We start from the raw sequence: 23981 nt of genomic DNA, 5'->3' as shown, positions 1-23981 counted from the left end.
GGTTTCAAAGAAGAGACCCGCAGCACATACGCTTCACTCCATCGAGATCGGCTCGCAGGCGGGCATTGTTGAGAATGACGTCTTGCAAGACTTCCGGGCTGACGCCGGAGACCGCGCAGACATAGGTATAGGGAAGCGCTCCATCCCAGTATCCGAAGATCCAGCCTAAAGTCATGGAGTAATCCTCCAGTTCCAGCGGCTTGTTCCTGATACGGGCGCGCAGCAGCTCGGCGCAGTCGATCAGCGATTCCGGCATGTTGTCGCCACGGCGACTGTCACAGGCCAGGCTGATCAGGGCATCGACCATCCCTTCTCGTACAGACGCGCTCCAAAGCGAAGGGTCCGGTAATGGGTCGACCTTGGGAGGGGGGCGAACGATGGCGGCGGCTTCACCAAAAAAGTCCAGCTGCCATCCCGCTGTGGTTGTTTCCATGATGGTCTCCGGACAGGCACCTGGAGACCCACCTGCCGGCGGGTATCGGGTACCCGTGACAGGTGGAATAGGGCCGCCCAGGAGATCTGGGCGGCAAGAAGACTAGGAACGATCGTGCGTTCCCGTACGACGGATTGGCGTCACCACTGCCGAGCGCTCGTACTTCCGCTCGGTAGGCTCCGCGGGTTGGTCATGCGAAGGCATCGTCGTGGAGTTGTCATCCGGCATCGAGACCTTCGGCGCGGCCGGTACAGCGCGGCTCCACTGCAGCGCCTTCTCCTTCAAATAGAAGAACGCGACTGCAGCAACAAACACACCGACGATGAAAGACTGAGACGCCAGATACAGCGCCATGCAGAAGGCGAAGAGCTTGAGCGGGCGCTTGATCAGGTTATTGGCAAAGGATTCCATGGTTTCTCACGAGAAACTGTCAAAGGGATTTCCTGGCGGATGCCAGGCGATTATTCGATGCTCGGAAGAGCAAGGAATCCAATGCGGCGCGTTAAATACAGCAACGCGCTTGCGACATGCCTTGCATGTCGAAAGAACGCTGCTCGCGTGCGGAAAGAAATGGAGTCGCGGCGGGACCGCCAAGCGGGCCCGTGTAGCCCGAGCGGAATGCCAGTGCAAACTGGCCGCCAAGTCGATGCGTCGAAGACGCTAGAGGTGTCTGCACTCTACACGGCTAGTCAAGTCATGACAAGCAGCGCGCTGATGCCGCGTTTATTGAATCGAATCGCAAGGCCAAATCCAGAGTATTCGTGTTTTCTGAAGGAACATGTTCCTTCCGGAACGATTGCTGAGGGATGGGGATTGCCGCGCTTCCCGATCGACATAGAGCCCTGCCGTCAGTACGACGAGGGATTTGGCGAAGGCTGTATCTGCTCTCCTGTAAGGCATCGGTAAGCAGCTTTGGTGCACGCTCCCGAGAGAAGGGTTGCAGCCGGCTTGGGGCCAGCCTCGCGCTGGCCGGCGCGCGTTGGTGTCCGGCCGCAGGGTGCACTTGTCTATGCAACCATCCCCAACTGAAGGGGGTGATACCTTCAATTCGGATTATGCAAGTCGATAAAAAGCATAGCGAAGCACAACTGATTCGAACTTGACTTTCGAAAGCGTCCTGTTTTTCCATAGCTTTCGGTTCCGTTAAGTGCTCGACATCGGCATATGCTTCCGCCCCAAGATCGCTGCATCCGTTGTCTGCTTGACATGTGCTTCTACCGTGTAAGTTGAAGTGGCTGCCGCGATCACCGGGGGCCACAACACAATTCCGTAGGGGCAAACAATGAAGAAGAAAGAAGAAGAAAGTCGCGAATTCAATCTGGTCGATCCAAAGTCGCCGAACGCTTTGCGCGAACTGGTGACCCAGCAGCTGGGTCAATATATCGACGCCGGTGCCATCGGGCGCATCGTGCAGGCAGCGCAGGAGATCGAACTCTCCCGGAAACGCATCCTGGCCGAACATACCGCCATCGGGTCTCGGCTATTCCAGATCTACCACTCCATCCTGACGTGCGTGCAAAAGCGACTGGGCGACACGCCGCGCGCCCGCGAGGAAGCCGATGACAGTCTCTACGCCATCGCCGTCAGGGGCATGCACATTTCACGCGCCTCTGTCATCAAGTATCTGCAGGCATTTCATCACTTCTCGGAGAACCACGACGCCTTGACGTTTCTGAACCTTGGCGAGCTGACGATCCTCAAGCGTTCGGACATCACCAACGAGGAAGTACAGCGGTTCATCGACGCGCGCAAGAACGATGAATCCTATTCACGCAAGGAGATCCTGCCATATATCGAGTGGTCTCGACGCACGCATCAGGACCTCAATCACGTCATGGCCACGCTGGAAGCCGCGGAAGAGCAACTGAACGAGAGTTTGGAGCGCCAGCGTGATCTCGAAGCCCAGATGCGTCACATGCGTGAGCAGATGAACTCTGCAGACGCGCTGAATGCTGCGCAGAAGGAGCAACTGGATCGCACTTCTGGCGCACTCACGTCCCAGCAGCACGCCATGGAAAGCCTGCAGCTCTCCATCACCAGATTGAACGAAGAGCGACAAACCTTGCAGAAGGCATTGGCCGATTCGAAGATCCGAGAGGTAGTGAGGGAGGTAAAGGTCGAAGTCGTTCCCGCTGAGTACAAGGACCTCTCCGACGCCATCATCGGTGAGAGCAGCAAGCTCGACGCCACCAAGTTGCAAGTCAAGGAAGCTGAACGACGCCTGGCAGAGGTCAACGCCGAACTTGAACAACACGAGGCAAAGGAGGCTGACTCAAGAAGCCTGGCGCTGCGCATCGATGGCTTGAAGGCCGATCTCGATGATGCGCTTGCCAAGCTTCGGAGCTCCGTCAAGTCAATCAAGGTGAAGGAACACGGCGCTGCGCTGTTGTCCTTGCGCCGCAGTGCGGAGGCATTCCACAACGAACTGATCGCTATCACCGGAGCTTGACGATGCAATCCACGCTTACCCGCTCCATCTTTGAGCAGTTTGTTATCCCGGCCTGGGTGCGAGATCGCGTGCTTTCCGCGAATCTCCGGATCAGCAACTACGTGCTGAACACGGTGTCGGTGCATCCGACGCTCGAGAACGCTTTTAGAGTCTCCAGCGAAAACCTTCGCTCGCTTCGTGACGATATGGGCCAGTCCTCAAAGGTATTGGGGACGCCATTCCTTGCTTACGCGCCGACGCTCACGACTGTCGAGGACTGGCGTTCGTTCATTGAGGGCAGAATGCCGACGGTCACGATGGAGCGCCTCAAGGCAATGGTGCCTCACAGCCTATCAGTGGTGGACAGGCTGGCGCTCGAGCACACCAACCGCTCGTACATCAATGCCGTGTACGACCTCCTGAACATGTCGGTGTTGGCAGCACCGCTGATCGGCATCTCCAACGAACTGGCGTCGTACCTGCGCTCTGTTCCGCAGCACCAATTCGACATGGCCATGACCGAGCGTCTGATGCCGCTCTTTCATTGGCGTTTTGCGGACGAGATGTTCTGGCTGGACGTTCACACCGGCCGACTTTCGCGGGAGATGATTGCCCACTACCTGATGGAAACTTCGCCGCTTCGCTCCGACCGCTTGCCCCATTCCGGCGTATGGGGCAAGTTTCGGCTGGAGACGTTCGAGCGCGACGCCTTGTTCGAAGCGTTTATTTTCCATAGCTGTCGCGCCATGAGCGTTGCCTCGCTCTTCAATACCAGCATTGAGCACGCGAGGAAGACCTACCAACGGCTACACGGGAAGTCCTCGCCATCCGGCCAGCCTCCTGCGTCGCTGATGTGGTATCTCGAATCCGCGCAACGCCGCGTTCAGGCGACATTCCAGATTTGGCTATTTCGGTCCGCCATCGCTTGTGATGTCTCGACCCCGGAAAGCTTCGTCGCAATGCTAGACGTCCACCGGGCCTTCTTTGCGGACGATTGCAAGGTCCCTGCCGAGCGTTCTCTGCATCTGGGCCGCTCCATGTCGACGAGCGAGGAACTTGCGGTTTGGCCCTGCCGGAAGTGCGGCACACCCTATCTTGCATCGAACTCGTCCGCAAGGATCGAACTTTCACAGTCGTTCCTTTGCCCCTGCTGCAGCGGGACGTTGACCCCCTCGCGTGGCGGGCGTCGAAACTAATGCGAAAGCACTTCCTCATCGCAGCGTGCTGTGCGGGCCCAGTATGGGCAACCGGCAGCGCGCCACCTCCCGCACAGTTGCCGGCCCCCACCGCGGCGGCTGCGCTCAGGATGAACGTGGCCGATCCAACTTACGCCGAGGGCTCTGGTCAGCTCGCGCTCTTCAAGGGCGTCAACACCTTGCGCCAGAAGTTCGGTGTCGGGCTGCTCGCGCAGGACGCCGCGCTCGACACAGCTGCCCAGGCGCATGCCGTCTATCTCAATGCCCACAGCGTGGCGCACGCATGACCAGACACCCGGATATCAGCATTTCTACGAGGCCACGCCACTGTTGCGCGCGCAGAAGGCCGGTGTCGTGGATTCCCATTGGGTAGCCGAAGTCGTGGGCGCAGCCAGGGGGCCGAATGACAGTGAGATTGGCCTCGGCTGCATCGACCGGTGGTACCACACCGTCTATCACCTGCAGTCCCTTTTGACCAACCAGGAATCCATGGGCGTTGGGTACAGCAGCACAGGTGCCTTAGGCCTGAACCATTGCGTTCTGGACTTTGGCACGAGCACCGCCACGCAGCCAAGCCCTACCCCCAACGGCGTACCCTATGGGGGCGGGCAGCAGTTTGACGCTGAAACTATTGTGACTGTCCCGGCGGATGGCGACATCGGAGTGCAAGGCGGATTCAATTTCGCCGGCGAGTCACCAAATCCCGGTCCAGACCTGCTTACGCCAGGCCGACCTCTGATGGTCTATGCGAACGGAGCGCTCGCGGAGGTGCTGTCCGTAACAAACTTCAAGCTTGTAGCCAGCAATGGCGCCGAGGTGCCTGCACGCGTCTTGGTGTCACCCGCCGCGAAGGCAGATGGTTCTGCTGGTGTTGCTGACGAGTATCTACGCAACAACGCGGCCTTCCTTCTACCGCTGGCACGCTTGGCAGAACGCGAGACCTACACGGCTTCGTTCTCGGGCTCTCGGGCCGGCAAGCCGGTGAGCATTTCATGGACTTTCAAGACTGCAACGGCCACCTCCACAGCCTTCTAATAGGCCAGCCCCTCCGAGAAAGAAGGGCTGCTCAGACGCGACAACAGGAGATCAAAGATGGAATGGATAACGATTGCGATCGCTTTCGCTTTGCCCGCGTACCTCGCGTTCAAGTGGGCCAAGCAGGAGAGGCGCTGGCCTTGGCCATGGGCGACCGCGTGCATGGTCTTCTCGTACTTTGGCTTGCTCGCATTCGTGCTGACACGCAAAGGCCTGCCGACGGTGAGCGAGTATGCGCGCAAGTATCCGGCTTCCGTTACGGATCGAGGCATGTCTTGCTACCGGTGCGGATCTCGAAGCATCCGCCTATGGCGCGAGCAGCCGTTCATCGCGGTCCACCAATGGCATATCTGCAATAGCTGCGGAACGTCTCTCTACCGCTCCCGGTGATGCGCCCTGGACAAAAGTCACTCCGGAAAATCGAGCCGATAGGAAAGGCACCCCACTTTCCGGGGGTCAAATTCGGCTCTTATTCGCCGTCTTGGTGGTGGTCGCCTTCGTGTATTCTCACGTCCGGCCGGGGATTGCGGGCACCTTGACTTCGCACATAGATCGGTAAGCTAAAAGTAACGGTCGATCCCCGGCCGGCAAAAGTCAGAGGAAGAACAATATGCAAAACTCCAAATTCACTCTCTCGGTGCTGGCTACGGCCATGACGCTCGCTCTTGCCGCATGCGGCGGTGGCGGCGGTGATGACGGTGGTTCCAAGAACCCGACAGCGCCACCGACTACCCCCACTACGCCGACGACGCCGCAAGAGCCGACGTCGGTGCCTCCGGCGAGTTCCGCTCCGGCAGCCAGCTACCCCAGCGGCGACCTGCGCTTGGCGGCTTTCAACGCCCTGAACGACTACCGGATCAAAATGGGCGTTGGCGCCTTGAAGCAAGATGCAGCCCTCGATATTGCCGCGGATAACCATCTGGGCTATATGAAGGCAAACTCCGTTATCGCTCACGAGGAGACTGCTGGTAAATCTGGTTTTACCGGCGTCAATCCCTACGAACAAGGTGTTGCAGCCGGAGCTTCCAGGAATCAATGGATTAGCCAATCCGCCAGTGGCTCGACTGACTGCGTGACAGTTTTCAAGAACACTGTTTATCATCTCCAGGGCATTACAAGTAACCAGGAGACCGTTGGTATTGCAGTGAGAGACGGGTATTGCGTTCTGAATTTCGGCGTGGTGACAGGCGCAAACGGTAGCGGGTACGGACTGCCTCAATGGGGCGGCCAACAGTTGCAAGGTAGCAACGTTGCCTATTCGCCTGTCGATAGTGAAGTTGTCCCAGGCATTTTCACCGCTACCGGCGAGCAACCGAGCCCTGCTCCTGACCTGCCGAGCGCCGGGCATCCGATCATGTTCAGAGTGCCGGCCCCGAATTCAGGCGACATGCTGACCGTTAGCAGCTTCACGCTGACCGGTCCCGGTGGCGCGTCCGTTCCGGTCCGGATTCTCGTAGCCAGCGCGGCGAAACCAGGCTCCGTCAACTCGGCGATTTCGGATCCGTACCTGTACAACGGAGTTGCATTTCTGCTGCCGACTCAACCGCTCACTCCGGGGGTTCACACAGCAACGTTCTCCGGTGCGCGCAATGGTGTGGCAATCAGCAAGTCTTGGAGCTTCACAGCCTTCTAAGCCAGTCGCCGCAATACTTAAGGCCCGCATCGCGGGCTTTTTTTCTTGGCTGCACCTCTTGGCATGCGACGGTCAAGCTCTTACCAGCTAGCGGCAAACCTCGTACACGCCGAATCCCATATTGTTCCCGTTGCTCATCCCGCCGGTAATATATGCTCCATAGCGATACCCCCCTGCCGCAACGGCAGCACTGGCGCGCGCGTTCAGTTCGCTCCAGTCCATGTAATACTGCCACGACTCCGAAGCGACGACCCGACCGCCATACCAAATGGTGTAGCCTCTGGACTCACAGCCTCCGTCAGCAGTGCATTGGCCCATATCACCGACGTGGATCCCGTAGGCATTCGCTTGATACTGACATGCCGGTGGCGGTGGGGGGGCGCAGCAAGGCGGTGGAGGTGGTGGCGGCGGTGCCGGGTATTCGCAAGTCGGCAAATTGTTCTTCATTATCCAAACCTTACCCGTTGGGCAGTCCGCTACCGTCATTGGCGGCGCGGGAAATGAGTACAACTGCGCATTGGCAGCAGTAACCTCCGTGGCAATTGCGCAAGCCAAGAGAATTCGCTTCATAGATTTGCTTGTCCTAGAAAGTGCAGCCGGTCGTGACTGTTCCTACCAGTTGGCCCCCGAGCGCGCCGACGTCGTTGCCTCCGTACCATGCCGCGGGAGAAATGGCGCTGGCTTGCGCGTACCAAACAGTTCCCCAATCATTCATTGAGAAGAATGTGCCCTGAATTGGCGGCATTACATTGCCGGTGATGTTGACCATTTCCTGCTTCGGCGTGTAAAGCGCCCATGCAGTGCCGCCAGGACAGTTGTCCTTCCCGAACGTCATGCCATCGGTCACGTTCTCGTACTTCCGAGTGATGGTCATGTTGCCAAGCGCATTGGTGAGTGCGATGTACCGGTTGCCCTTGCAGATGTAGCCTTGGTTTGTCGCACTCGTTGCGATTTGGTTATTGGTGCCGCACCACAAACCTTCATATATGTTCGCCACCGCCGTTCCAACCGACTGCCAGATACCGCCCGAGCAGATCACATGGCCAGTGCCGGTGGAGCTTCTTCGGGTCGACGTGTCGACACCGCAAGCGGTGCCAGGCGCACCTGTACTCGTCAGGTAGGTCTCGCCCCCACTGGTCAATGCAGTTGTAGCCGTGACGCGTCCTGCGCCGTTGACGTCGTTCCCCGCCATGTCAATGGACGTCTGCATCCGATTGAGTTCCGGATGGCCCGGAACCTGCACCCGATAGAGATAGCCGTTGTTGGCTTGCGCACCGGTAAAGGCGAGCAACGATGCGAGCCGGCCGCTGCCGGGGTTCGTGTAGCCGGCCAGCGGGACTTGCCATGCCCCATAAGCTCCGTAGGCCCGGGTAGCTACCATCGTCGGATCGCCGTTCTGCCCCGCGTAGGGCACGAAGCCGCCTTGGGCACCGGCTTGCGCAGCGATCTGCACGAGTTGGCGGGTGTCGGTGATGGCACGCCCGCCTTGCGACGTGACCAGCGCCTGAAGATTGTTCGGCGTCGGTTGCAGGACCTGAAGCAGCCAGGTCTGGCCGAACACGTTGGTCGCCGAGAATCCAGCGGGCAGATAGCCGCCGCTAATCAGCATGGCCGGCGTTACGTTGACTGGCACGCTTGGGGTCGCCTGCGCGACCAGCGTCGCGGCTTCATCCTGCACGAACTGAAGGGCGGCCTTGTCGAACACAAGCATCTGGCTCGCCGCGGCCGCGGTCTGCACGTTCGTGACACCCGCCTTCGCCCACGTCACAAAGCCGGCAAAGCTCAGTGTCGAGAGCATCAGCGCGATGAGATATCCGAGTATGGCTTCCATGCGATTAGGTATTCAGCTGGACCCAATGAACCAGCGCTCCAACGGGAATAGTGGAAGGCACGCTGTAGGCGATGCCGGTGGAGAGATTGATGGCCGTACCGTGGCTACGGACCCGGAACCACGCGAGACTGCCTTGCGTGCTCCCAAGCAGTGCGCCGCCGGCGCCAGACGAAACGCGTACGTAGCCGTACACGTCACGCCCACCGCCCGGGTTGGCTACGGCCATGCAGCCCGCCCCATTCGGCGCCACCATCCCTGAAGGCAGCGCCGGGACCAAGCTCGCGCCGACCAGCCCCGGCGTTGCATCGGCGGTCGACACGCATGCCGCCCCATAGGCCTGTGCCTGCTGCGCAGTCACCGTCGCGACGGCTTCCATGCGGCCCGGCACGCCGCCTCCCGGTGCTGCTTGTGACAATTGCCAGCTTTGCGCCACGAGGCCAAGGCTGAACAGGACCACCGCGATCGGCAAGATGAGATAGCCCATAGCCTCCTCCTCAGAAAGTGGCGACAGCGTTGGAGATCACTGGAACGTCAGCGTGAAGGTGGCAGTCGCGCTGCAGGCGGCGCCAGCAGTGGCCTGATCCGGCAGGTTCGCCTGCGTGAACGTCGTAGTTCCCACGGCCAACGAGACGTAGTCCTTGAGCCCCATGGCCGTGCTGACGCACTGCTTCGCCGTTTGGGCATTGCCGCCGCCGAATCGGATAACGCCTTGCGACCCAGCACTCGCGGCGGACAATGTCACCGCGTTGCCCCACGGATCCAGGAGCGTGGTGCCGCGCACCATGTCGGAGGGGAACATCCCACCGGTAATCATTGCCGGAATGTTCGCCGTGGTGAAGTTGGTGTATCCGTTGCTCCCCTGAGAGAAGCCGGCGCGTGCATTCGTGATCAGCTGCGAGATATTGGTGGCCACCACGCTCGCCTTGTGGTTCTGGAAGCCGTTATAGCCGGCATAGGCGATGCCAGCGAGCGCCAGCAGGCCCAGCACGATGGCGACGATCCGCCCGAGAATCCCATCCATGTCATTTCCCCAAACAATGCACGTCCTGCTTTCCGACGCCTCACCATCGTGGACGCGATACCAATGGTGAAGCGTGATTTGCGTTGGCTTGCTTACTGGAACGTGAGGGTGAAAGTCGCCGTGGCGCTGCAGGCCGCACCGGCGGTGGCCTGGTCGGGCAGGTTGGTCTGGTTGAAAGTCGTCGAGCCGACCGCCAGCGTCACATAGTCCTTGAGACCAAGCGCCGTGCTGACGCACTGCTTTGCCGTCTGCGCGTTGCCGCCGCCGAAGGTAATCACCCCCTGCGATCCGCTATTGGCCGAAGCCAGCGTGACGGCGTTGCCCCAGGAGTCGATCAGCGTGGTGCCGCGCACCATGTCGGACGGGAACATGCCGCTGGCGATCATCGACGCGACGTTTGCCGTAGTGAAGTTGGTATATCCGTTGTTGCCCTGCGAGAAGCCCGCGCGTGCGTTCGTGATCAGCTGCGAGATGTTTGTGGCCACCACGCTGGCCTTGTGGCTCTGAAAGCCGTTGTAGCCCGCATAGGCAATCCCAGCCAGTGCGAGAAGGCCCAAGACGATAGCGACGATGCGCCCGAGAATGCCATCCATGTGAAGCTCCTAATGAGTATGAATACGGTGGTTGTTAGAACTGGCCCATCGAGGACGTGAGGATCGATGAGAGTGAGTTCGAGCCTAGCTGAAGCACGACAAATGCAAGGAACATCAGGCCCGTGAAGACCGCCGACATCGCCATCCCTTTGGCGAGTAGCTGGCGCTCGATCACTTGGGCGTTCTGCCGCACGGCAACCGTGATCTTTTCGGTGAAATCGTCAAAGCCCGCGTAGGCGCCGATCTCATCAATCAGATCCAGCGACGGAAAGCCGTTCCCCGATTGCCGCATGGCTTCGGCCAGGTCCAGGCCGTCGGCCAGTCCGAGGCGAATCGGCCTCAGACGGGAGGCCAGCCACGGCGACGCAGTGCCGATCTGAGCCTCCAGCGCGGCGATGTCCGGGACCTTGGCCCGCAAGAGCGCGACAAACGACATCGCCCAGGTGAAGCCGGTGATTTCGCGATACGCCGTGAACGGGAACACGTGCTGGTCGCAGAATCGCCGCCCAGCGCCGCTCCACCGCGGCAGCGCCCACCAGCTCCAGATGGCATAAACGCCGAGACTCCCGAAGATCACCGGTGCCGGCCAACCCACCGCCAACTGGCCCATCCAGTACATGGCGTAGGCCCAATCGGTCCATTTCTCGATCGGCAGGATGTCGAGGAACTGCGGCACGATGTAGCTGCCGATCACCAGCAGGACGGCATACAGGCAAACCAGATACACCGTGGGCGCAAAGAAGCTGGCTTGCAGCTTCTGGCGCAGGCGCGTGGTCAGTTCGCGCACGTCCAGCACCAGCCGCATGGCGTCCGGCAACTGCCCGGCCTTCTCCCCGGCGTCCAGCACGCTGCGTTCCAGATCGCTGAGGCTCGCCCCCATAGCCGCCATCAGCGTCTTGCCATCGCGCACCTGGCGCCCGACCTCGTGCGCGGCCTCAGCGGCGCGCTTGCGCCCTCGCCTGTCCTGCCGCTCCCGGAAGTCCTCAATGACTTGCGCGAGGGTCAGCCCGTTTTCCAGTTGGCTCGATGCCTGTTGATACAGGCGCCGGCGCATGGCCCAAGACAATCCGCTCATAGGTCCTCCCGCATCGGAATCGCGTCAACACTTCGCTCGGCGTCGACCGGGCTCAGACGGCCGGCCAGCACGAGATCCATGGCGTGCGCGATCATGGGCTTGTCCGAACCCTCCCGGGCCCGATGATTGCGCCGTGCCTCCAATACCCCGTCGCTGATGCAGTCCTGCATCAGCTTCTCGCTCGTCACGACCACCTCAGCAACCGCCTGTTGACCAATGATGGCTTCGCCGTGGCAGTGATCGCATCCGCTCCCGCGAACGCGCACCTCAGACAAATCCCCCCACGAGCGCATCGCCTTGAGCATGTAGTCCGGCAGTGGCTCCAGGGCGCTGTCGAGCGGTACCGAGCAACGCGGACAGAGCAGGGGCACAATCCGCTGCGCAATCAGGCCGATGATCTGGGTGTGATTGGCGATCACCGCCATCGCCAACCGAACATGGTCCAGCATCACCAGTCGGGAGAAGGTCTCGAACGGGTCGGTCACGTGCAGGGTCGTCAGCACCTGGTGCCCGGTCGCGGCTGCCTGCAGCGTCGCAATCGCCTCCTCAACGCCCCGGATTTCGCCCAGCAATACCGCGTCCGGGTCCATCCGCAGGGTCATGCGCAGCATCTCCGGAAACCGCTCGCTTTCCGTGGTGAGCTGGATCGCCCAATCCATCGGGTACTCGGTCGGATTCTCGATTGTGATGAGCCGCTTTTGAGGAAACAGCCGCGCCTGGTGCCGCGTACACTCAAAGAGGGTTGTGGTCTTGCCGCTCCCGGTCGGGCCGGTCACGACGATCACACCCATGGGGCGGCGCAGCAGCTGCGAGATAAGCTCCACCTGAAGCGGTGTGTAGCCAATCTGGCCGAGCTTGAATTCACCGCCCGGGGCCTTCGGCGTGCGCAGATCGAGGCGCTTGGCCGCATCGATGGCATTCGCCTTCAGTGCGCCTTCGTAGTGCTCCCGGTACTGAAGCCGCGCAACGAGAAAGCTTCCGCCGCTCTCAACGGGATAGGCCGGTCCGCGCACGATCCGCACACTGGAGAGTCCAGTGCCCGGCAGCGCATCGCCCGCGATCTGGGCGTCCTGCACTTCCAGCGGGTTGTAAGTGGCCGCCTTCACCGTGGCGAGGCCGGTGCATATGGCTCGGTTCAAGCGCTCCCCCTCCTCGCGTCGCATCGACAAGGCCGAAACCGTACGCAGGTCGCCCTTGATGCGTACCTGGATCTCGGTATGGTCCTCGCGCACCAGGATGTGGATGTCCGAAGCGACCAGCACCGCGCAATCGGCGAACAGCCTGCGCGCGAGGGTCAGGGTCTGCAGGTCGGTGTCCTGCTGCTGGCCTGATCCGCGCTGCTGACGCAGCACGGCAAGCTCCTGCGCCGACACCTTGCGCAATTGGGGTGCGGCGCCAGCGCGGCGCAGTTTGGCCTCCCAGGTCAGAAGACGCGGCGTGCCGAAATGGCGGGCATCCACGTAGATATCGCAGCCGTGCACCGCCAGCACTTGCTGCACGTTGTCATCTGTCAGGCCCAGTTCCTTGGCGACATCCTCCACATACAGTCCGCTCTCTGCGACGCGCTGACGAAGCGCTGCCGCTTGATCAGCCGTCATATGGTTCAGGTTGCAGGCAACACGGTCGAAGGTGGCGGGCAGGTTGCGGGGATAGAGGATATGCGGCTCGAGCACCTCCGGAGGCTTCGGCAACACGAGCGCATCGGACTTCACTGAGGGCTCAGCCCGCGCCGCTAATGCGGTGCCTCGTGCCGACTCACTGCGTGGACTACGCCACAAACGATTGATCGTCGCTATCACTGTTGATGACTCCCCGGCACTGCGCCGTCCCGCATTGCATATAGCCTTCCGGCTCCCTTCCACGCCTGGCCGGCCGCTTCATAGCTGACTTCCGTGAGTCGCAGACCCGCTACGGCGTCGAGTCCGTCGCCCAAGCCCAACCAGGGCGGTGCACCGAAACCAATGTCGGCCGTCATTGCGAGCCACGGATCAACCGGCGTGTTGCCATCGGCCGGAAGCAGCGGCGGCGGCGACGTCAGCTGCAGGCCCACGCCGGTACCCTGTGCATACGTCCACATCGCACGCTGCGCTTGCGCAGGCCGATTGACTGCGCGCGACGAAGGCAGGAATGCCGCCGGCGCGTTCGCGGTCGCCGACGCCTGATTGCCGTCCGCGGAAAGCGTGCCCGGCGCATTAGTGGCCAAGCCGCCCTCGCGCTTCCAGGTCGTTTCGATCGTCAGAGCGGTCGACGTGGCCGCTTTGCAGCGCCAGTTGGAGAGCGTCCAGCCGTCTTCCGCGAGCGCCTGGCGATCCCACGCACGGCGGCACGCCTGCAGGAAGGCGGTCGGGGTAGCTTCCTCAACCCAAGGTACCGCCCGCTGCCGAGCCGCTTCATTGGCACGCTGCGCGGCAGCGACCGCGCGCTGGCGCATCAGCTGCGCCTCGCGCTCAGCTTCCTGCTGCCGGTCGTACCAGTACCAGCCACCCGCGAGCAGCCCCACCACGCACGCCGCTGCAGCAACCGTGTAGGAAGTCGACTTCCAAGGGTCGGTCAGGACGTCTCGCATGGGTGACACGCCTTTTGACGCTCGCGCCATGTTCGCGAGATCCCGTACTGTCCCTTCGACTTCCGTCCAATCCCCAAGGGCGCGATGCCGCTCGCGAACCGGCGCCAGCTCCTCAAGCGTGCCCACCCGATCGCCACCGGCAATGACGGCGTGGCCCTGCCGGACGGCGATGTACCAGTAGAGGCTGCCCTGCAAATGGAAGAGTCCCCGCCACGGCTGGCGGTGCTGGCCGGCCACAATCGCGGCGAGCGACTTCAGCCCGGCCGGCTTTGCGCCGGCGATTGCTTCGCAGAAGCCAGTCTGAACGGCGCCTTCCGCGCTCGCATGCACCACGCCCCAGCGGACATTGCGGCCAAGCTCCAGCGCCCGCGCGCGCAGGACGCTCTTGGTCGGCTGGGTTTCCTCGTGCTGCCAGGTCAGCCCGATGGCAAAGCCAGCCTTCAGTCCGGGGAACGACAGGATCTCAGCCATCGCTCACGGCCTCAGGGTGCGCGTGCGCTTGCCATTGGCAAGCTTGACCCCGCCGTCGTCAATGCTGACGACCTTCCAGCCACCATCCAGCGAGTCACCAGCCTGCACCGGAACCGTACGCCCGCTGACATCCACCACGGCGTTGTAGTGACCATCGAACGCCCGCAATGACACCAAGCGGGGGGCTTCCGGTGCGAGCCGAGGTGCTCGCTCAGCGACGCCGCCCGTCGGCATTGGGCCGCCCAGCGAAATCGACGGTAAGCCGGCTCCCGATGGCACGCCGGCGGGGGCTGCCACCATGGAATCCTCAGCACGCCTCACTTCCGCCTTGAACTTGGCGATCTCGGCACGCGCCTTCCACAAGGCCAGCTGGGACTGCAATGCAGCAAGTTCCGGCGCGTCCGTGGAGCGTGCCGGTTGCGACGTCTCGACCGGGGGCGTGTTCGCCGCTGATGGGCTCGAAGCCGGTGTGGCAACAGCCGCCGACTGCATCGACGGGCCAGTCCCCGGTTGCGATGTCACTGAGGTGCCGCCCGCCGATGCGATCGCCGCTGCAACAGGGTTCGACATCGTCGACGCCGCATTGGCAGGACCGCTTACCGAGAAGCCGACGGTAGCGGCGATGGCCAGCGCGGCCGGGGTCCAACGAAGATTGAATGCGCGATTCTGCATGGAAAGGTCTCTCTGTTACAGCAGACGGGCTGAGATCATGATGGCGATGACCGTATCTCCGCGGGTCGCACCGACTCCGCCGCCGAGCGCGGCCATCCACGGCTCACCCACGCCGTTGTTGGTCGTGGACGCTTTCTGGTTGCGCAGGCCGGTGAGCACCAGCGATTCGCCGGGCTTCAGGGTGATCGACTGCGTGAACCGATTGGTTGGCATCGTGCGCAACTGCACACTGGTCTGGTTCGCGTCGCCGCCCGAGTTGAATCGCTGCAGCGGCAGCAGGTCCGACAGCGTCATGTCGAAGTTCATCAGGATCCGGCCATCAACGACCTTCGGCAGGAAATTGCTGGTGAAGCCATAGGTCACCGTTCCAGTCTGGATGGAACTGGTTGAACCGACGTTGGCAGCCAGCGTCGTCTGGGATTGCGAGACGTAGTCCTGCAGCGTGGCGGTCTGCAGGGCCAGCACCTTGCCGTTCTGCGTGACGCCAGATCGCGATACGACCTGCGAGACATTGCCGAGCGTCGAAAGCGCTTGCACCACGGCCTTGCTGCCGGCGAAAGGACCACTCATGATCGTAGCGCCCAGATTCATGGGAGTTGCACTCCCTGAGATCGTTGGCGAACTGACGGAACTGAACGAGACGTCGGGCTTACCGCTGGAGCTTTGGTAGGCAAGCGACAGATTCAGGCCAAAGTTGTCCTCGCGCGTGACGCGCACCTCGTAGACCTGTACGTCGATGGCGACCTGCTTCCCATACATGGCCACGAGGCTCTTGACGAACTGCTCGATGCGGTCGCACTGCACGGGGTCGCCGGTGACGGTCAGCGTGCCAAGATTCTTGTCGACGACGACATCGGCGCTCGCGCCGGCGACTGCCTTGGCGGTCGCCTGTAGCGTCTCCCAGGGCTTCATCTCGATCGACATCGTCATGGACTGTCCGCTTCGTCCCGCCCCGCTTCCACCAGACCCGCCGCCATTGCTGCCGGCCGTGCCGCCGGAACTGCTGTCCGACGTGGTGATCGAGCCATTCATGGAAGATGAATCGGCGAGGCTCGGCAGCATGAAGGTCCGGGTTTCCGTCCTGAAGAATGAGACCGTGCCATCGTTGTAGCGGGACCAGACGCCAAAATGCGCCTCGACGGCATCCAGGAAGCCCTTGAAGCTGCCTTCGTACCTCAGGGTCAACGGCGCGGCCATCGCTATGCCAGCACCCTGCCCAGAGGCGGACGTGCCGGCCAGCGAGGTGGCCAAGTCCACGCGCGGTGTGCCGCCCATTGGGATCGGGCCTGTCGGCCGTCCCGCTGCGCCCGGCTGAGTCGCGGCCGTACCGGACACAGCGGACGCAGCGGATGCAACGGCCGATGCATCGACGGTCGCACGCACGCCGATGCTCTGCGCGATCCAGCTTGCGGCTTCGGTCAACGAGCCAAGCGTGCCCCTGAACACCACATGCTTGTTGTAGATGTCCGGCTGCGGCTTGCTGGCACGGATCTTCTCGCCCATCAGCCATGCGCCTTCATGCACCCGGAACACCGGGCGGCTGCGTGGCGCATCGGCGTAGGCCGCGTGCGCGTCGTTGCCGATGGCGTTTTGCAGGTTGCGCGTCTCCATCACCCCGCAGCCGGACAGCAGCGTTGCAGCCGCGACGCTCGCCGCTGTGTAGCGCGCCGTATTCCTCTTCAATTGCATCATCACTGCACCATCCCGTTTTGGCTGATAATCACCGTGCGATTGCCGCGCCAGCTATCGCCCACCACGTCCGCACCGTTGTTGGCGAGCTCTTCGACCACCCGCTTCACGGCGCTTTCGAAGTCACTGCCATAGTCCTTGTCGCCGGGCACAATCCAGCCGTCCGGGACATTCCATGCGACCGTCCAACCAGCCCGATTCGCCCAGTTCTGAAGCTGCTGTTGCAGCGCCTCCCCCTTGACAAGGCGGAACACGGCACCAGCCGCCGGCGCTACGCTCGGCACTGCCGGCGTGCTAGCCTTGGCCGGTGCCGCGGCGACCACGGAGGGCGCATTCGCCGCCAGCATGGTTGGGTTGGCAGCAGCCTTGGCCGCACGAAGTGGCTGCAAGTGCTGCCAGCCGTCATTGGAGAGTTGCGAGGCGTGCGCCGCTGGCACAAGGATCAGTCCGCTCAGCAACGACGCTGCGGCGACCGCAATGCGGATGGTTCGGGTGGATTGGCACATAGCTATGCGTTCGGTTTAGGTGAAGGAACTACCGCAAGGCGGCGCGCTGCAGCGCCTGCCACCGCGCATGAATCTGGTTGGCGTAGCGCAACTGTTTATCGGGTGAAGAAGCGTTGTAGGCCCCAACTGCTTTCCACGTCGGCCCAAAGCGCTGGATGTTCTCGCGCAGAATCCACGCGCCGACGTAGACATTGATGCACCCATCAAACAGGTGGGCGCGCGTGATGCCGTACCGGCCCAGCCGCGGCAGGTGGATCGAATTGATCTGCATAAGACCGATATCCTCCGAACCGTTGGCATTACGATTCGTGACCCATGGCCGCATCCCGGACTCCTGCAAGGCGATGCTCCGCAGCAGAGATGGGCTGACGCCATGAAGCACCGCGGCATCGTCCAGGCAGTCGGCATGGGCAACGCCGGTCAGCAAGATCGTGCAGACGACAGCGATCGCACCGATCTTCACAGCGCCACCTTTCCAGGCTGCTCTTTGAACCGGACCTGCGGCACGCGATCCACGTAGACCACACTCCCATCCGCGATCACGGTCAGGCGCGCGGCGATGCCATTGAATTTGTAGTACCGGTCCTTGAGTTCACCGTTGCGCTGGTGTTCATCGCCGAACACCGACACGCTCACCAGCGATTTGGCAAAGCTAAGATAGGTCGCACCATCCTTTTCGAAGACCATTTCCAGACCAGCGCCGTTCTGGTTCGGAAACTCATAGTCGATCTCCGGGGTGCGCGTGACGTCGACGGACTTGCCATCCGCCGTCGCCGTGAACCGATCGACCGTGGCAAAGGACAATACCCGCTGGGCCTCGTCCCACCTCGTCCAGATCTTGCTGTCGGATGCGTCGCGCAAGACCAGGTCCTTCGGCTCCTGCTCAAACCGGATTTCTATGCGGCCCTGTTTCGTGTCCCTGATCGCCATGGCACCGAATGCCGATGCCAGCGTGGGGCCATCGGGCAGCGGTGTCCCAGCTACCGGTGTTACCGCATCGACAGGTGTGACAGGCAACGTGGCAGGGGAAGTAGCCAACGTGTCAGCTGTCGCGGCAGCAGCCTGAAGCTTCCCGTCAGGGGTAGCGGCAGCGACGGCGCCCTCGACCACGGCGAAGCTGTTCGGTGGGCCGGCGCGCAGTGCGATGTTGCGGCGGCTGAAGTCCACTTCACCGTATAGGTTGCGCTGCTCGAGCACGCGGCCGAGTGCCTGTAGCCAGTTTTCCCCGCCGCGTGTTTCGAGGGTCACCTCTTCGGTCAAGGGGATGTCCTTCTGCGCGGTGCCGCTCCAGCCTGCTGGCGCGATCGACTTCACCAGCTGCGCGAGCGGCAGATTCGACCGGCCAGCACGGACGAGAGGCTGGCTGTCGTAGCTGCCGATCAGTGCGAGCCGTCCCGAGATAGCGGCGGGGCTACGGGCCACATCCCCTACTCGTTTCGCCGGCTCCGATGTGAAGCCGTTTGCACGCTTCCAGCGTGCGATGACAGGCTGCCCGCTGACCGAGTAGCGAACGACATCAGGCACCCCATCGATGATCCAGTATGGGCCACTCTGGATGGCGCCATCTGCCTGCACGGCCTGGCCATGCCGCGGCTGGATGTAAGTCGACAGCCCGTCGTTGAACACCATGGCGGGGCGATCGGCAACGCGCGCGACCACCTGATAGTCGAAGTCCAGGGGGGCGGTGTCGGCCGCCATGGCGTTCGTCGCCACCATTGCAAGTGCGGAGAGGAGTAGCGGCCTGATCATTGGAATTGCGCAACGTGTTTCATGAATCGGGAGAAGTACGGCCCACCGCGCTCCGGGTTCGCGCTGTGGTACCACGCCACCGCCTTCATGGCGGAGCCGCTGCGTTGCAGGTTCTCGGTCAGAATGTCTTCCGCCACGCGGATGTTCGTCGCCGGCGCGAGTGCCTCCCACGGCGAAGCGAACCGCTTGCCGTGGTAGCACCAGTTCACCTGCATCAGGCCGACATCGAAATCGCAGCGCTGATTGGCGAGCAGGCGGTTGATGGCCGCATACGCTTCCTCGCGCGTCGAGAAGAACATGCCGCGACCGGCCACATTCAGCGTCCACGGCCACGGGCGGCCTCGGTAGGACGACTCGTTCATGGCAATGCCCGCCGTAATCTTGGGATCGACGCGGCTTCCCAGCTGGGCGAAGGGTTCCGTCTTGGGGGCGCACGCCCAGCCGCCGCGCCGCTCGGCCAGCGCTTCCTGTGCGGCATCATTCAGTGCCGGCGGACGCAGCCAGCCCTCGCGCACGAACAATGCGGCGATCGGAACGGCTTTGCCGGTAAGCGTGACGACTGGACCAGCCTCCGCACCGGGATCGATCTGCGCACCGAGCAGACGCGCCGACCATCCGAGGAAGACTTCCAGTCCGCAATACAGGACCGGCTTGCCTTCAAGGGTGTGCACGCGCGCCTGGCCGTCCACCTTCACCACAATGGCGTTCGGGCTAATGACCGCATCGATCGTTGCAGCCTGTGCGCCAACAGCGATGAGCCACGCGCCCGTCAGTGCAAGGATGCCGGCAGTCCGCTTAGTCACGATAGGCCTCCAGCACGATGTCATGCTTGACCTGGACCATCATCTTTTGCCCCGGCTCGGTCGTGATGGTCGGCCGGATATTCTGGTTTCGGTTAAGGATGGTCTGTGCCGTCTGCGTGGCAATTTGACCTGCTGCGTTTCCATAGGCGACCAGACCGGCAGGCCCGACGGTGGTCGTCGTCGGGTTATCGTTGAAACGAAGCGAGAGCGCACCGATCACCAGCGCACCGCTGAAGATCCTCAAGAAGTGGTTATTGACGTCGCCGCTATTGCCGGCGGTCCCATCCGGATCGGCACCCTGCATCCCCAGGAGCGGCACGGTCTTGCCGTTGGGCAGTTGCATGCGCACGAACGCGGTGAGAATGCGCTCCTGCCCGACGGCAATATCGGCGCTGTACATGCCGACCAGCGTGCTGCCGGCAGGGATCACCTTGCAAGTACCCTGCACGGTGTCGTAGATGTCCTGGGATACGGTGGCGCGGAACTCGCCGGGCTTGTCCGAGTTGAGACCTCCCGCAAACACTGCCGGGATGACGAAGCCTCGGCTGACCGTGCATTTCGGCAACTTGCCATCGAAGCCGGTTCGCAAGGTGCTCATGCTCCCGGCGTCACGCAGGAACTGACGGTCAGCGGAAACTGTCTGTGGCGCCGCGTTGTCCTGTGCGAGTGCGGCGGCATCTGCAGCGCCCTGGCGCGCAGCCACCGCTTTCTGGATCGCGCGCATTTGCTCAGGATCCGAGACATCTGCGATCCCAGCAGGCAGTCGCCCCTGATTCAGCTGAGACTTGCGCACGCCGGACTTGAACACCGGAGCCGTGTAGAGATCATCCTCCTCGTTCTTCTTGGCATCCAGCGCGGGCGCCGCCTTCGCACCGCCATTCAGGTCAGCAGCGGTCAGCACCGGCTTCTTGGTGTCCGGCACAATAGCTTCCTTGCGCTGCTTGTCGGCTTCCTCGCGGGCCTTGTCGGCCTGAGCGCGAATCGCTGCCTCAAGGCTTTGTCCAGTGTCGACATTGCCGGCGCGCTGCTTGATCTGATCGGCACGCGCCTGTTCAGCCTTCGCTTCCAGTTGCGCGTCCGTGACGGTCTGGAAGTAGTAGCCCAGAACACCCACAATCAACGCAGAGACGCCACCGAGTGCAAACATCACGTTGCGGGGCAGCTTCCCCTTTACCGTGCGTTCCTGGGCATCGCTTACGGAAGCGACGTTCTGATCCATTTTCGACGCGCGCATCAGAACAGCCCCAGGACGCGGCGACGGCCACGCTCGATCTTGATCTCATCGTCACCGGAGCGTAGGACGACGGTATCGGCTAGGCGCTGCACCACCAGATAGCCGCCGCGGCGGATCTGGTTGACTACCACGAAGTCACTGCCGTCCTTCACCAGTGCGACCGGCCACGTCTGGAGCGCAGCAGCAGGCAGCCGCAGCCAAAGCGCCTTGCCATCGTCGAAGGCGGTCTCCGGCTTGAAGCTGGCGGTGCCGGAAATCGAATACTCGAAGTTGAGCTGGTCCGGCGACACCGCGACGGCGTCGGGGTTGCGCGCTTCCGCCCCGGCAGCCCCCTCCCCTTGATCGCCGCGCACATCGTTGCGCGCTTTGACCTTGGCCGCGATGGAGGTCGGAATGCGGAAGCGCACCTTCTGGTAAAAGATGCCGCCCAGCGGCGAGGACACCAGCGTGAACTCGTAACTGCGCTTGTTCGTGTTCACCGACAGGGTGTTGACGAGACCCGCCGCCTGCGGCTTCACGTAGAGATGGTTGGCGCCATCCGTGTCGTAGTCCCAGCGCACGTTCTCGCCCCAGGCCGGATCGCCAACGATCTGCTCATCGTCCGGAAACTCGATCGTCGTCACTTTCAGGGGCGCGCTCAGCACGCGGAAGATCTGGTCCCGGCTGTAGGTGAATACGACCAGGCGTGAGTCACCCGGCAACGCGATCGGGTCGACACCGCCGTTAAACGGGTTGCCCGGGTTCATGGCATCGCTCAGATCGCCGATGCCGAGCCCGGAAACGCCTGCGCCTAGACGGCGCCCAGCCTTTTCCGCCGCATTGCCGTCGGGGATGGAGAGCAACAGGGACAGGCCAAGGGCAATGGCGAGCGGGAGAAGTCGGGAGGGAGTACGCGCTTCCATGGGCATAGGACGGCTCAGGCCGCGGATTTCTGGATGGAGAAGAAGATGGGGAAGACACCAAACGGATTCGTACCAAGCATGGCTTCCTTGTCCGCCGGCTTGACCTGATAGCGGAAGGTGATCGCGTACCGCTGCTTGCGCGGCTTGTACCCATCCTCGGTTGTCGTGGTCACGAACTCCACCACGACGGTGCTGTCTGGCAGGCTGGCAATATTGGTGAACCTGGGTTCCCGGGTGAGCGTCGGTGCCGACATCACCTGCCGGAACGGCTCGTCTTCATCCACCCATGCCTTGAATTGCTCCTTGGCCGATCCCAGCATCTGCTCTCGCACCGAACGAAGGTTCGCCGCCATGCGCGATGACTCGATCTGTGGCGTCAGAATGGGCTCGATGGTGAACCACCGCTGCACGAGGTCCTTGAGGGCGGCCTGCACCTGTCGTTCATCCGGGTGGAATGCGTCCAGTTCGCGCGTGATTGGCTTGCCGGTCGCATCCGCCGAAACGCCAACGACCTTCACTACTGAGGGCGGGGGCTCGCGGGTCAGAATGGCCGCGAGGGCGACACACGCGGCGCCGACTGTCGCCAGCTTCCAGTGATTGCGGTCTACGGTGATGCGCGTGGTCCGATCGAAGATGACTTGCTCTGGACGCTCTTCGCCATACATGCCTGGCGCAATGGTCAGGGACTTGGCTTTATCGGTGGATCTGCGTAAGAAGCGCATGATGCGGCAGGGCTTTGGGATGCCGCTAATTGAATCAGTGAAACCACGTACACCTGCACTCGAAAGCTGTGCCAATTTGCAGAGCTTTCCATTTTTCTTCTCGCTGTACCTCAATTTGATCGTGCCCAAGCCGTCGGGATGGGTTGCACAATGGTCGTTGCCTCGAATCGTGCCGTTGCAGCCCCTAACCAGGCGTCAATCTTCGAAAGCTCAGGATTTGACCGCGTGATTCGCAGTCTTTGGAAGGAACATGTTCCTCCTCGCGAGGCTGGAAGCTGATGGTGCTGCATGACTTCGTCGAATGCTCTTGAAAATGGCCTAGCTTTCAGCCGACTACAGGACCGTTTGCCCGCCAACAATAGCGGGCATGGAATCAGCGTCCACCAACCACCCTCTTCTGCAGCTCACGCAGCTGGCCGACAGCGCCGTGTCGATGTTCTTCGAATCGCTGGCACCGTTGCACGACGTCATCCACGCCGATGACGTGGCGGAAGTCATGATCAATCGCCACAACAGTATCTGGGTCGAGCGACGCGGCATCATGACGCGACTCGATATCGAGATCGATCCGTTCAAAATCGAGGGAGCGATCCGTTCCCTGGCGTCGTCGGTAGAAAAATCCGCAGTGCGTGGCACGGCCCAAGGCATCATCAACGCCGGTCACAAGGGCCTGCGGATCGCCGCCGTGATGCAGCCAACGTCGATCGACGGCCACGCACTGAGCATCCGGCGGCATCGCGAAAAGAACATGCGCCTGTCGGACTACGTGAAGGCCGGCGCGTTCTCCTCCCGGCATGCGCGCACGGAAACCGAAACGCCGATCTTCTGCGGCCCGGTTGAGGACGACGCACTCGCCCATGCACTCGGCGAGCTGGTCCGCCAGCGCAAGAACATCCTGGTAGCAGGCGGGACATCCTCAGGCAAGACCACGCTACTCAATGCCATGGTCGGCGAGATCCCGCCGGAGGAGCGTGTCATCACCATCGAGGACACGACGGAGCTCAAGCCCAGCGTGCCGAACGTCGTGCGCCTGCTTTCCAACGCAGACAAGGGCGTGACCACACAGCATCTGGTCGCGCTCTCTCTGCGATTCCGGCCAGACCGGATTCTTGTTGGCGAAGTCCGGGGCGGCGAAGCGTACGACATGCTCCAGGCCTTCAATACGGGCCATGACGGCGGCATGGGGTCCCTGCACGCACCGAGTCCGCGCATGGCCTTGTCACGTCTCGAAAGCATGGCGTTGCTCGGTATCCCGCCCGGCTCCGGCTGGAAGGTCGAAGACATGCGTCGTCTCATTGCCGACTGCATTCACTACGTTGTGCACATGAAGCGCTCGGGAGACATGCGAGTGCTCTCCGAGATCATCGAGATCAAGGGCTTTCGCAACAACGACTACGAATTCCAACGTGTTTTCTAAACCTC

The 23981-nt window shown here is 62.1% G+C and carries 24 protein-coding genes; 6 read left to right on the top strand and 18 right to left on the bottom strand.

Annotated features, from left to right (window positions below; all coding sequences use genetic code 11):
• Positions 1 to 4: 4 nt before the first annotated feature.
• Both ACAD63_RS34225 and ACAD63_RS34220 read right to left on the bottom strand, forming a co-directional pair.
• Positions 5 to 433: a hypothetical protein gene (locus ACAD63_RS34225; RefSeq protein ID WP_434034709.1), complete on the bottom strand. Its 429-nt coding sequence runs from the start codon at positions 431 to 433 to the stop codon at positions 5 to 7.
• Between the two features lie 102 nt (positions 434 to 535).
• Positions 536 to 844, bottom strand: coding sequence for a hypothetical protein (locus ACAD63_RS34220; RefSeq protein ID WP_434034708.1), 309 nt, complete (start codon positions 842 to 844; stop codon positions 536 to 538).
• Positions 845 to 1715: 871 nt separating this feature from the next.
• Between ACAD63_RS34220 and ACAD63_RS34215 the strand changes: the two genes are divergently transcribed.
• From ACAD63_RS34215 to ACAD63_RS34195, 5 genes are all read left to right on the top strand, one after another.
• A complete protein-coding gene (locus ACAD63_RS34215) occupies positions 1716 to 2882 on the top strand; it encodes a hypothetical protein (protein WP_434034707.1) in 1167 nt (388 codons plus the stop codon).
• 2 nt (positions 2883 to 2884) lie between these two features.
• The gene (locus ACAD63_RS34210; protein WP_434034706.1) at positions 2885 to 4057 is read left to right on the top strand and encodes a FlhC family transcriptional regulator; all 1173 of its coding nucleotides are present in this window, start codon (positions 2885 to 2887) and stop codon (positions 4055 to 4057) included.
• Positions 4058 to 4173: 116 nt separating this feature from the next.
• A complete protein-coding gene (locus tag ACAD63_RS34205) occupies positions 4174 to 4344 on the top strand; it encodes a hypothetical protein (RefSeq protein ID WP_434034705.1) in 171 nt (56 codons plus the stop codon).
• Positions 4304 to 5092 carry a CAP domain-containing protein gene (locus tag ACAD63_RS34200; protein ID WP_434034704.1) on the top strand — a complete coding sequence of 263 codons (789 nt, stop codon included), beginning with the start codon at positions 4304 to 4306 and terminating at the stop codon, positions 5090 to 5092. Before ACAD63_RS34205 ends, ACAD63_RS34200 begins: the two co-directional genes overlap by 41 nt.
• Before the next feature lie 610 nt (positions 5093 to 5702).
• Positions 5703 to 6725, top strand: a complete 1023-nt coding sequence (locus ACAD63_RS34195; protein ID WP_434034703.1) for a CAP domain-containing protein — start codon at positions 5703 to 5705, stop codon at positions 6723 to 6725.
• Positions 6726 to 7308: 583 nt separating this feature from the next.
• On the opposite strand, the gene pilV is transcribed toward ACAD63_RS34195, so the two are convergent.
• The 16 genes from pilV to ACAD63_RS34115 form a co-directional block, all read right to left on the bottom strand.
• A complete protein-coding gene (pilV, locus tag ACAD63_RS34190; RefSeq protein ID WP_434034702.1) occupies positions 7309 to 8556 on the bottom strand; it encodes a shufflon system plasmid conjugative transfer pilus tip adhesin PilV in 1248 nt (415 codons plus the stop codon).
• Positions 8557 to 8560: 4 nt separating this feature from the next.
• Positions 8561 to 9040, bottom strand: coding sequence for a hypothetical protein (locus ACAD63_RS34185; protein ID WP_434034701.1), 480 nt, complete (start codon positions 9038 to 9040; stop codon positions 8561 to 8563).
• A gap of 36 nt (positions 9041 to 9076) precedes the next feature.
• The gene (locus tag ACAD63_RS34180; RefSeq protein WP_195428988.1) at positions 9077 to 9577 is read right to left on the bottom strand and encodes a prepilin type IV pili; all 501 of its coding nucleotides are present in this window, start codon (positions 9575 to 9577) and stop codon (positions 9077 to 9079) included.
• Positions 9578 to 9669: 92 nt separating this feature from the next.
• Positions 9670 to 10170: a type 4 pilus major pilin gene (locus tag ACAD63_RS34175; protein ID WP_434034700.1), complete on the bottom strand. Its 501-nt coding sequence runs from the start codon at positions 10168 to 10170 to the stop codon at positions 9670 to 9672.
• A gap of 34 nt (positions 10171 to 10204) precedes the next feature.
• Positions 10205 to 11245: a type II secretion system F family protein gene (locus ACAD63_RS34170; RefSeq protein WP_434034699.1), complete on the bottom strand. Its 1041-nt coding sequence runs from the start codon at positions 11243 to 11245 to the stop codon at positions 10205 to 10207.
• A complete protein-coding gene (locus ACAD63_RS34165) occupies positions 11242 to 12957 on the bottom strand; it encodes a GspE/PulE family protein (protein WP_434034698.1) in 1716 nt (571 codons plus the stop codon). Before ACAD63_RS34165 ends, ACAD63_RS34170 begins: the two co-directional genes overlap by 4 nt.
• 83 nt (positions 12958 to 13040) lie before the next feature.
• Positions 13041 to 14282 carry a type 4b pilus protein PilO2 gene (pilO2, locus tag ACAD63_RS34160; protein ID WP_434034697.1) on the bottom strand — a complete coding sequence of 414 codons (1242 nt, stop codon included), beginning with the start codon at positions 14280 to 14282 and terminating at the stop codon, positions 13041 to 13043.
• A 3-nt stretch (positions 14283 to 14285) separates the two neighbouring features.
• Positions 14286 to 14954: a type IV pilus biogenesis protein PilP gene (pilP, locus tag ACAD63_RS34155; protein WP_434034696.1), complete on the bottom strand. Its 669-nt coding sequence runs from the start codon at positions 14952 to 14954 to the stop codon at positions 14286 to 14288.
• Between the two features lie 15 nt (positions 14955 to 14969).
• Entirely contained in the window at positions 14970 to 16646 is a 1677-nt protein-coding gene (locus tag ACAD63_RS34150) for a type II secretion system protein GspD (protein WP_434034695.1), read from the bottom strand.
• Entirely contained in the window at positions 16646 to 17149 is a 504-nt protein-coding gene (locus ACAD63_RS34145; protein ID WP_434034694.1) for a toxin co-regulated pilus biosynthesis Q family protein, read from the bottom strand. The genes ACAD63_RS34150 and ACAD63_RS34145 overlap by 1 nt, the downstream gene beginning before the upstream one ends.
• A gap of 28 nt (positions 17150 to 17177) precedes the next feature.
• Positions 17178 to 17612, bottom strand: coding sequence for a lytic transglycosylase domain-containing protein (locus tag ACAD63_RS34140; RefSeq protein WP_434034693.1), 435 nt, complete (start codon positions 17610 to 17612; stop codon positions 17178 to 17180).
• Positions 17609 to 18898, bottom strand: coding sequence for a pilus assembly protein PilL (locus ACAD63_RS34135; protein WP_434034692.1), 1290 nt, complete (start codon positions 18896 to 18898; stop codon positions 17609 to 17611). Before ACAD63_RS34135 ends, ACAD63_RS34140 begins: the two co-directional genes overlap by 4 nt.
• On the bottom strand, positions 18895 to 19701 hold the full coding sequence (locus tag ACAD63_RS34130; RefSeq protein ID WP_434034691.1) for a lytic transglycosylase: 807 nt from the start codon (positions 19699 to 19701) through the stop codon (positions 18895 to 18897). Before ACAD63_RS34130 ends, ACAD63_RS34135 begins: the two co-directional genes overlap by 4 nt.
• Complete coding sequence (locus tag ACAD63_RS34125) at positions 19694 to 20920, bottom strand: TrbI/VirB10 family protein (RefSeq protein ID WP_434034690.1); 1227 nt, start codon at positions 20918 to 20920, stop codon at positions 19694 to 19696. The genes ACAD63_RS34130 and ACAD63_RS34125 overlap by 8 nt, the downstream gene beginning before the upstream one ends.
• A gap of 14 nt (positions 20921 to 20934) precedes the next feature.
• On the bottom strand, positions 20935 to 21837 hold the full coding sequence (locus ACAD63_RS34120; protein ID WP_434034689.1) for a TrbG/VirB9 family P-type conjugative transfer protein: 903 nt from the start codon (positions 21835 to 21837) through the stop codon (positions 20935 to 20937).
• A 14-nt stretch (positions 21838 to 21851) separates the two neighbouring features.
• Positions 21852 to 22559 (bottom strand): VirB8/TrbF family protein, encoded by a 708-nt coding sequence (locus tag ACAD63_RS34115; protein WP_434035079.1) that lies wholly within the window; start codon positions 22557 to 22559, stop codon positions 21852 to 21854.
• Between the two features lie 367 nt (positions 22560 to 22926).
• Here ACAD63_RS34115 and ACAD63_RS34110 point away from each other — a divergent pair, with 367 nt between their 5' ends.
• Complete coding sequence (locus ACAD63_RS34110) at positions 22927 to 23976, top strand: CpaF family protein (protein WP_434034688.1); 1050 nt, start codon at positions 22927 to 22929, stop codon at positions 23974 to 23976.
• The last annotated feature ends 5 nt before the right edge of the window (positions 23977 to 23981 follow it).

Source organism: Cupriavidus sp. a3, assembly GCF_051015765.1.
Classification (GTDB): Bacteria; Pseudomonadota; Gammaproteobacteria; order Burkholderiales; family Burkholderiaceae; genus Cupriavidus; species Cupriavidus oxalaticus_A.
The sequence above is the reverse complement of the archived record's forward strand: the minus strand, read 5'-3'. Positions and strand labels throughout refer to the sequence as shown.

Bases quoted from the DNA above. Each gene is read 5' to 3' on its own strand.
- ACAD63_RS34110 (WP_434034688.1), top strand. From the start codon at position 22,927: ATGGAATCAGCGTCCACCAACCACCCTCTTCTGCAGCTCACGCAGCTG.
- ACAD63_RS34220 (WP_434034708.1), bottom strand. From the start codon at position 844: ATGGAATCCTTTGCCAATAACCTGATCAAGCGCCCGCTCAAGCTCTTC.
- ACAD63_RS34175 (WP_434034700.1), bottom strand. From the start codon at position 10,170: ATGGATGGCATTCTCGGGCGCATCGTCGCTATCGTCTTGGGCCTTCTC.
- pilP (WP_434034696.1), bottom strand. From the start codon at position 14,954: ATGCAGAATCGCGCATTCAATCTTCGTTGGACCCCGGCCGCGCTGGCC.
- ACAD63_RS34120 (WP_434034689.1), bottom strand. From the start codon at position 21,837: ATGGAAGCGCGTACTCCCTCCCGACTTCTCCCGCTCGCCATTGCCCTT.
- ACAD63_RS34170 (WP_434034699.1), bottom strand. From the start codon at position 11,245: ATGAGCGGATTGTCTTGGGCCATGCGCCGGCGCCTGTATCAACAGGCA.
- ACAD63_RS34115 (WP_434035079.1), bottom strand. From the start codon at position 22,559: ATGCGCTTCTTACGCAGATCCACCGATAAAGCCAAGTCCCTGACCATT.
- ACAD63_RS34215 (WP_434034707.1), top strand. From the start codon at position 1,716: ATGAAGAAGAAAGAAGAAGAAAGTCGCGAATTCAATCTGGTCGATCCA.
- pilO2 (WP_434034697.1), bottom strand. From the start codon at position 14,282: ATGGCTGAGATCCTGTCGTTCCCCGGACTGAAGGCTGGCTTTGCCATC.
- ACAD63_RS34150 (WP_434034695.1), bottom strand. From the start codon at position 16,646: ATGATGCAATTGAAGAGGAATACGGCGCGCTACACAGCGGCGAGCGTC.
- ACAD63_RS34180 (WP_195428988.1), bottom strand. From the start codon at position 9,577: ATGGATGGGATTCTCGGGCGGATCGTCGCCATCGTGCTGGGCCTGCTG.
- ACAD63_RS34200 (WP_434034704.1), top strand. From the start codon at position 4,304: ATGCCGTCTATCTCAATGCCCACAGCGTGGCGCACGCATGACCAGACA.
- pilV (WP_434034702.1), bottom strand. From the start codon at position 8,556: ATGGAAGCCATACTCGGATATCTCATCGCGCTGATGCTCTCGACACTG.
- ACAD63_RS34125 (WP_434034690.1), bottom strand. From the start codon at position 20,920: ATGGATCAGAACGTCGCTTCCGTAAGCGATGCCCAGGAACGCACGGTA.
- ACAD63_RS34210 (WP_434034706.1), top strand. From the start codon at position 2,885: ATGCAATCCACGCTTACCCGCTCCATCTTTGAGCAGTTTGTTATCCCG.
- ACAD63_RS34225 (WP_434034709.1), bottom strand. From the start codon at position 433: ATGGAAACAACCACAGCGGGATGGCAGCTGGACTTTTTTGGTGAAGCC.
- ACAD63_RS34195 (WP_434034703.1), top strand. From the start codon at position 5,703: ATGCAAAACTCCAAATTCACTCTCTCGGTGCTGGCTACGGCCATGACG.
- ACAD63_RS34135 (WP_434034692.1), bottom strand. From the start codon at position 18,898: ATGATCAGGCCGCTACTCCTCTCCGCACTTGCAATGGTGGCGACGAAC.
- ACAD63_RS34185 (WP_434034701.1), bottom strand. From the start codon at position 9,040: ATGGGCTATCTCATCTTGCCGATCGCGGTGGTCCTGTTCAGCCTTGGC.
- ACAD63_RS34145 (WP_434034694.1), bottom strand. From the start codon at position 17,149: ATGTGCCAATCCACCCGAACCATCCGCATTGCGGTCGCCGCAGCGTCG.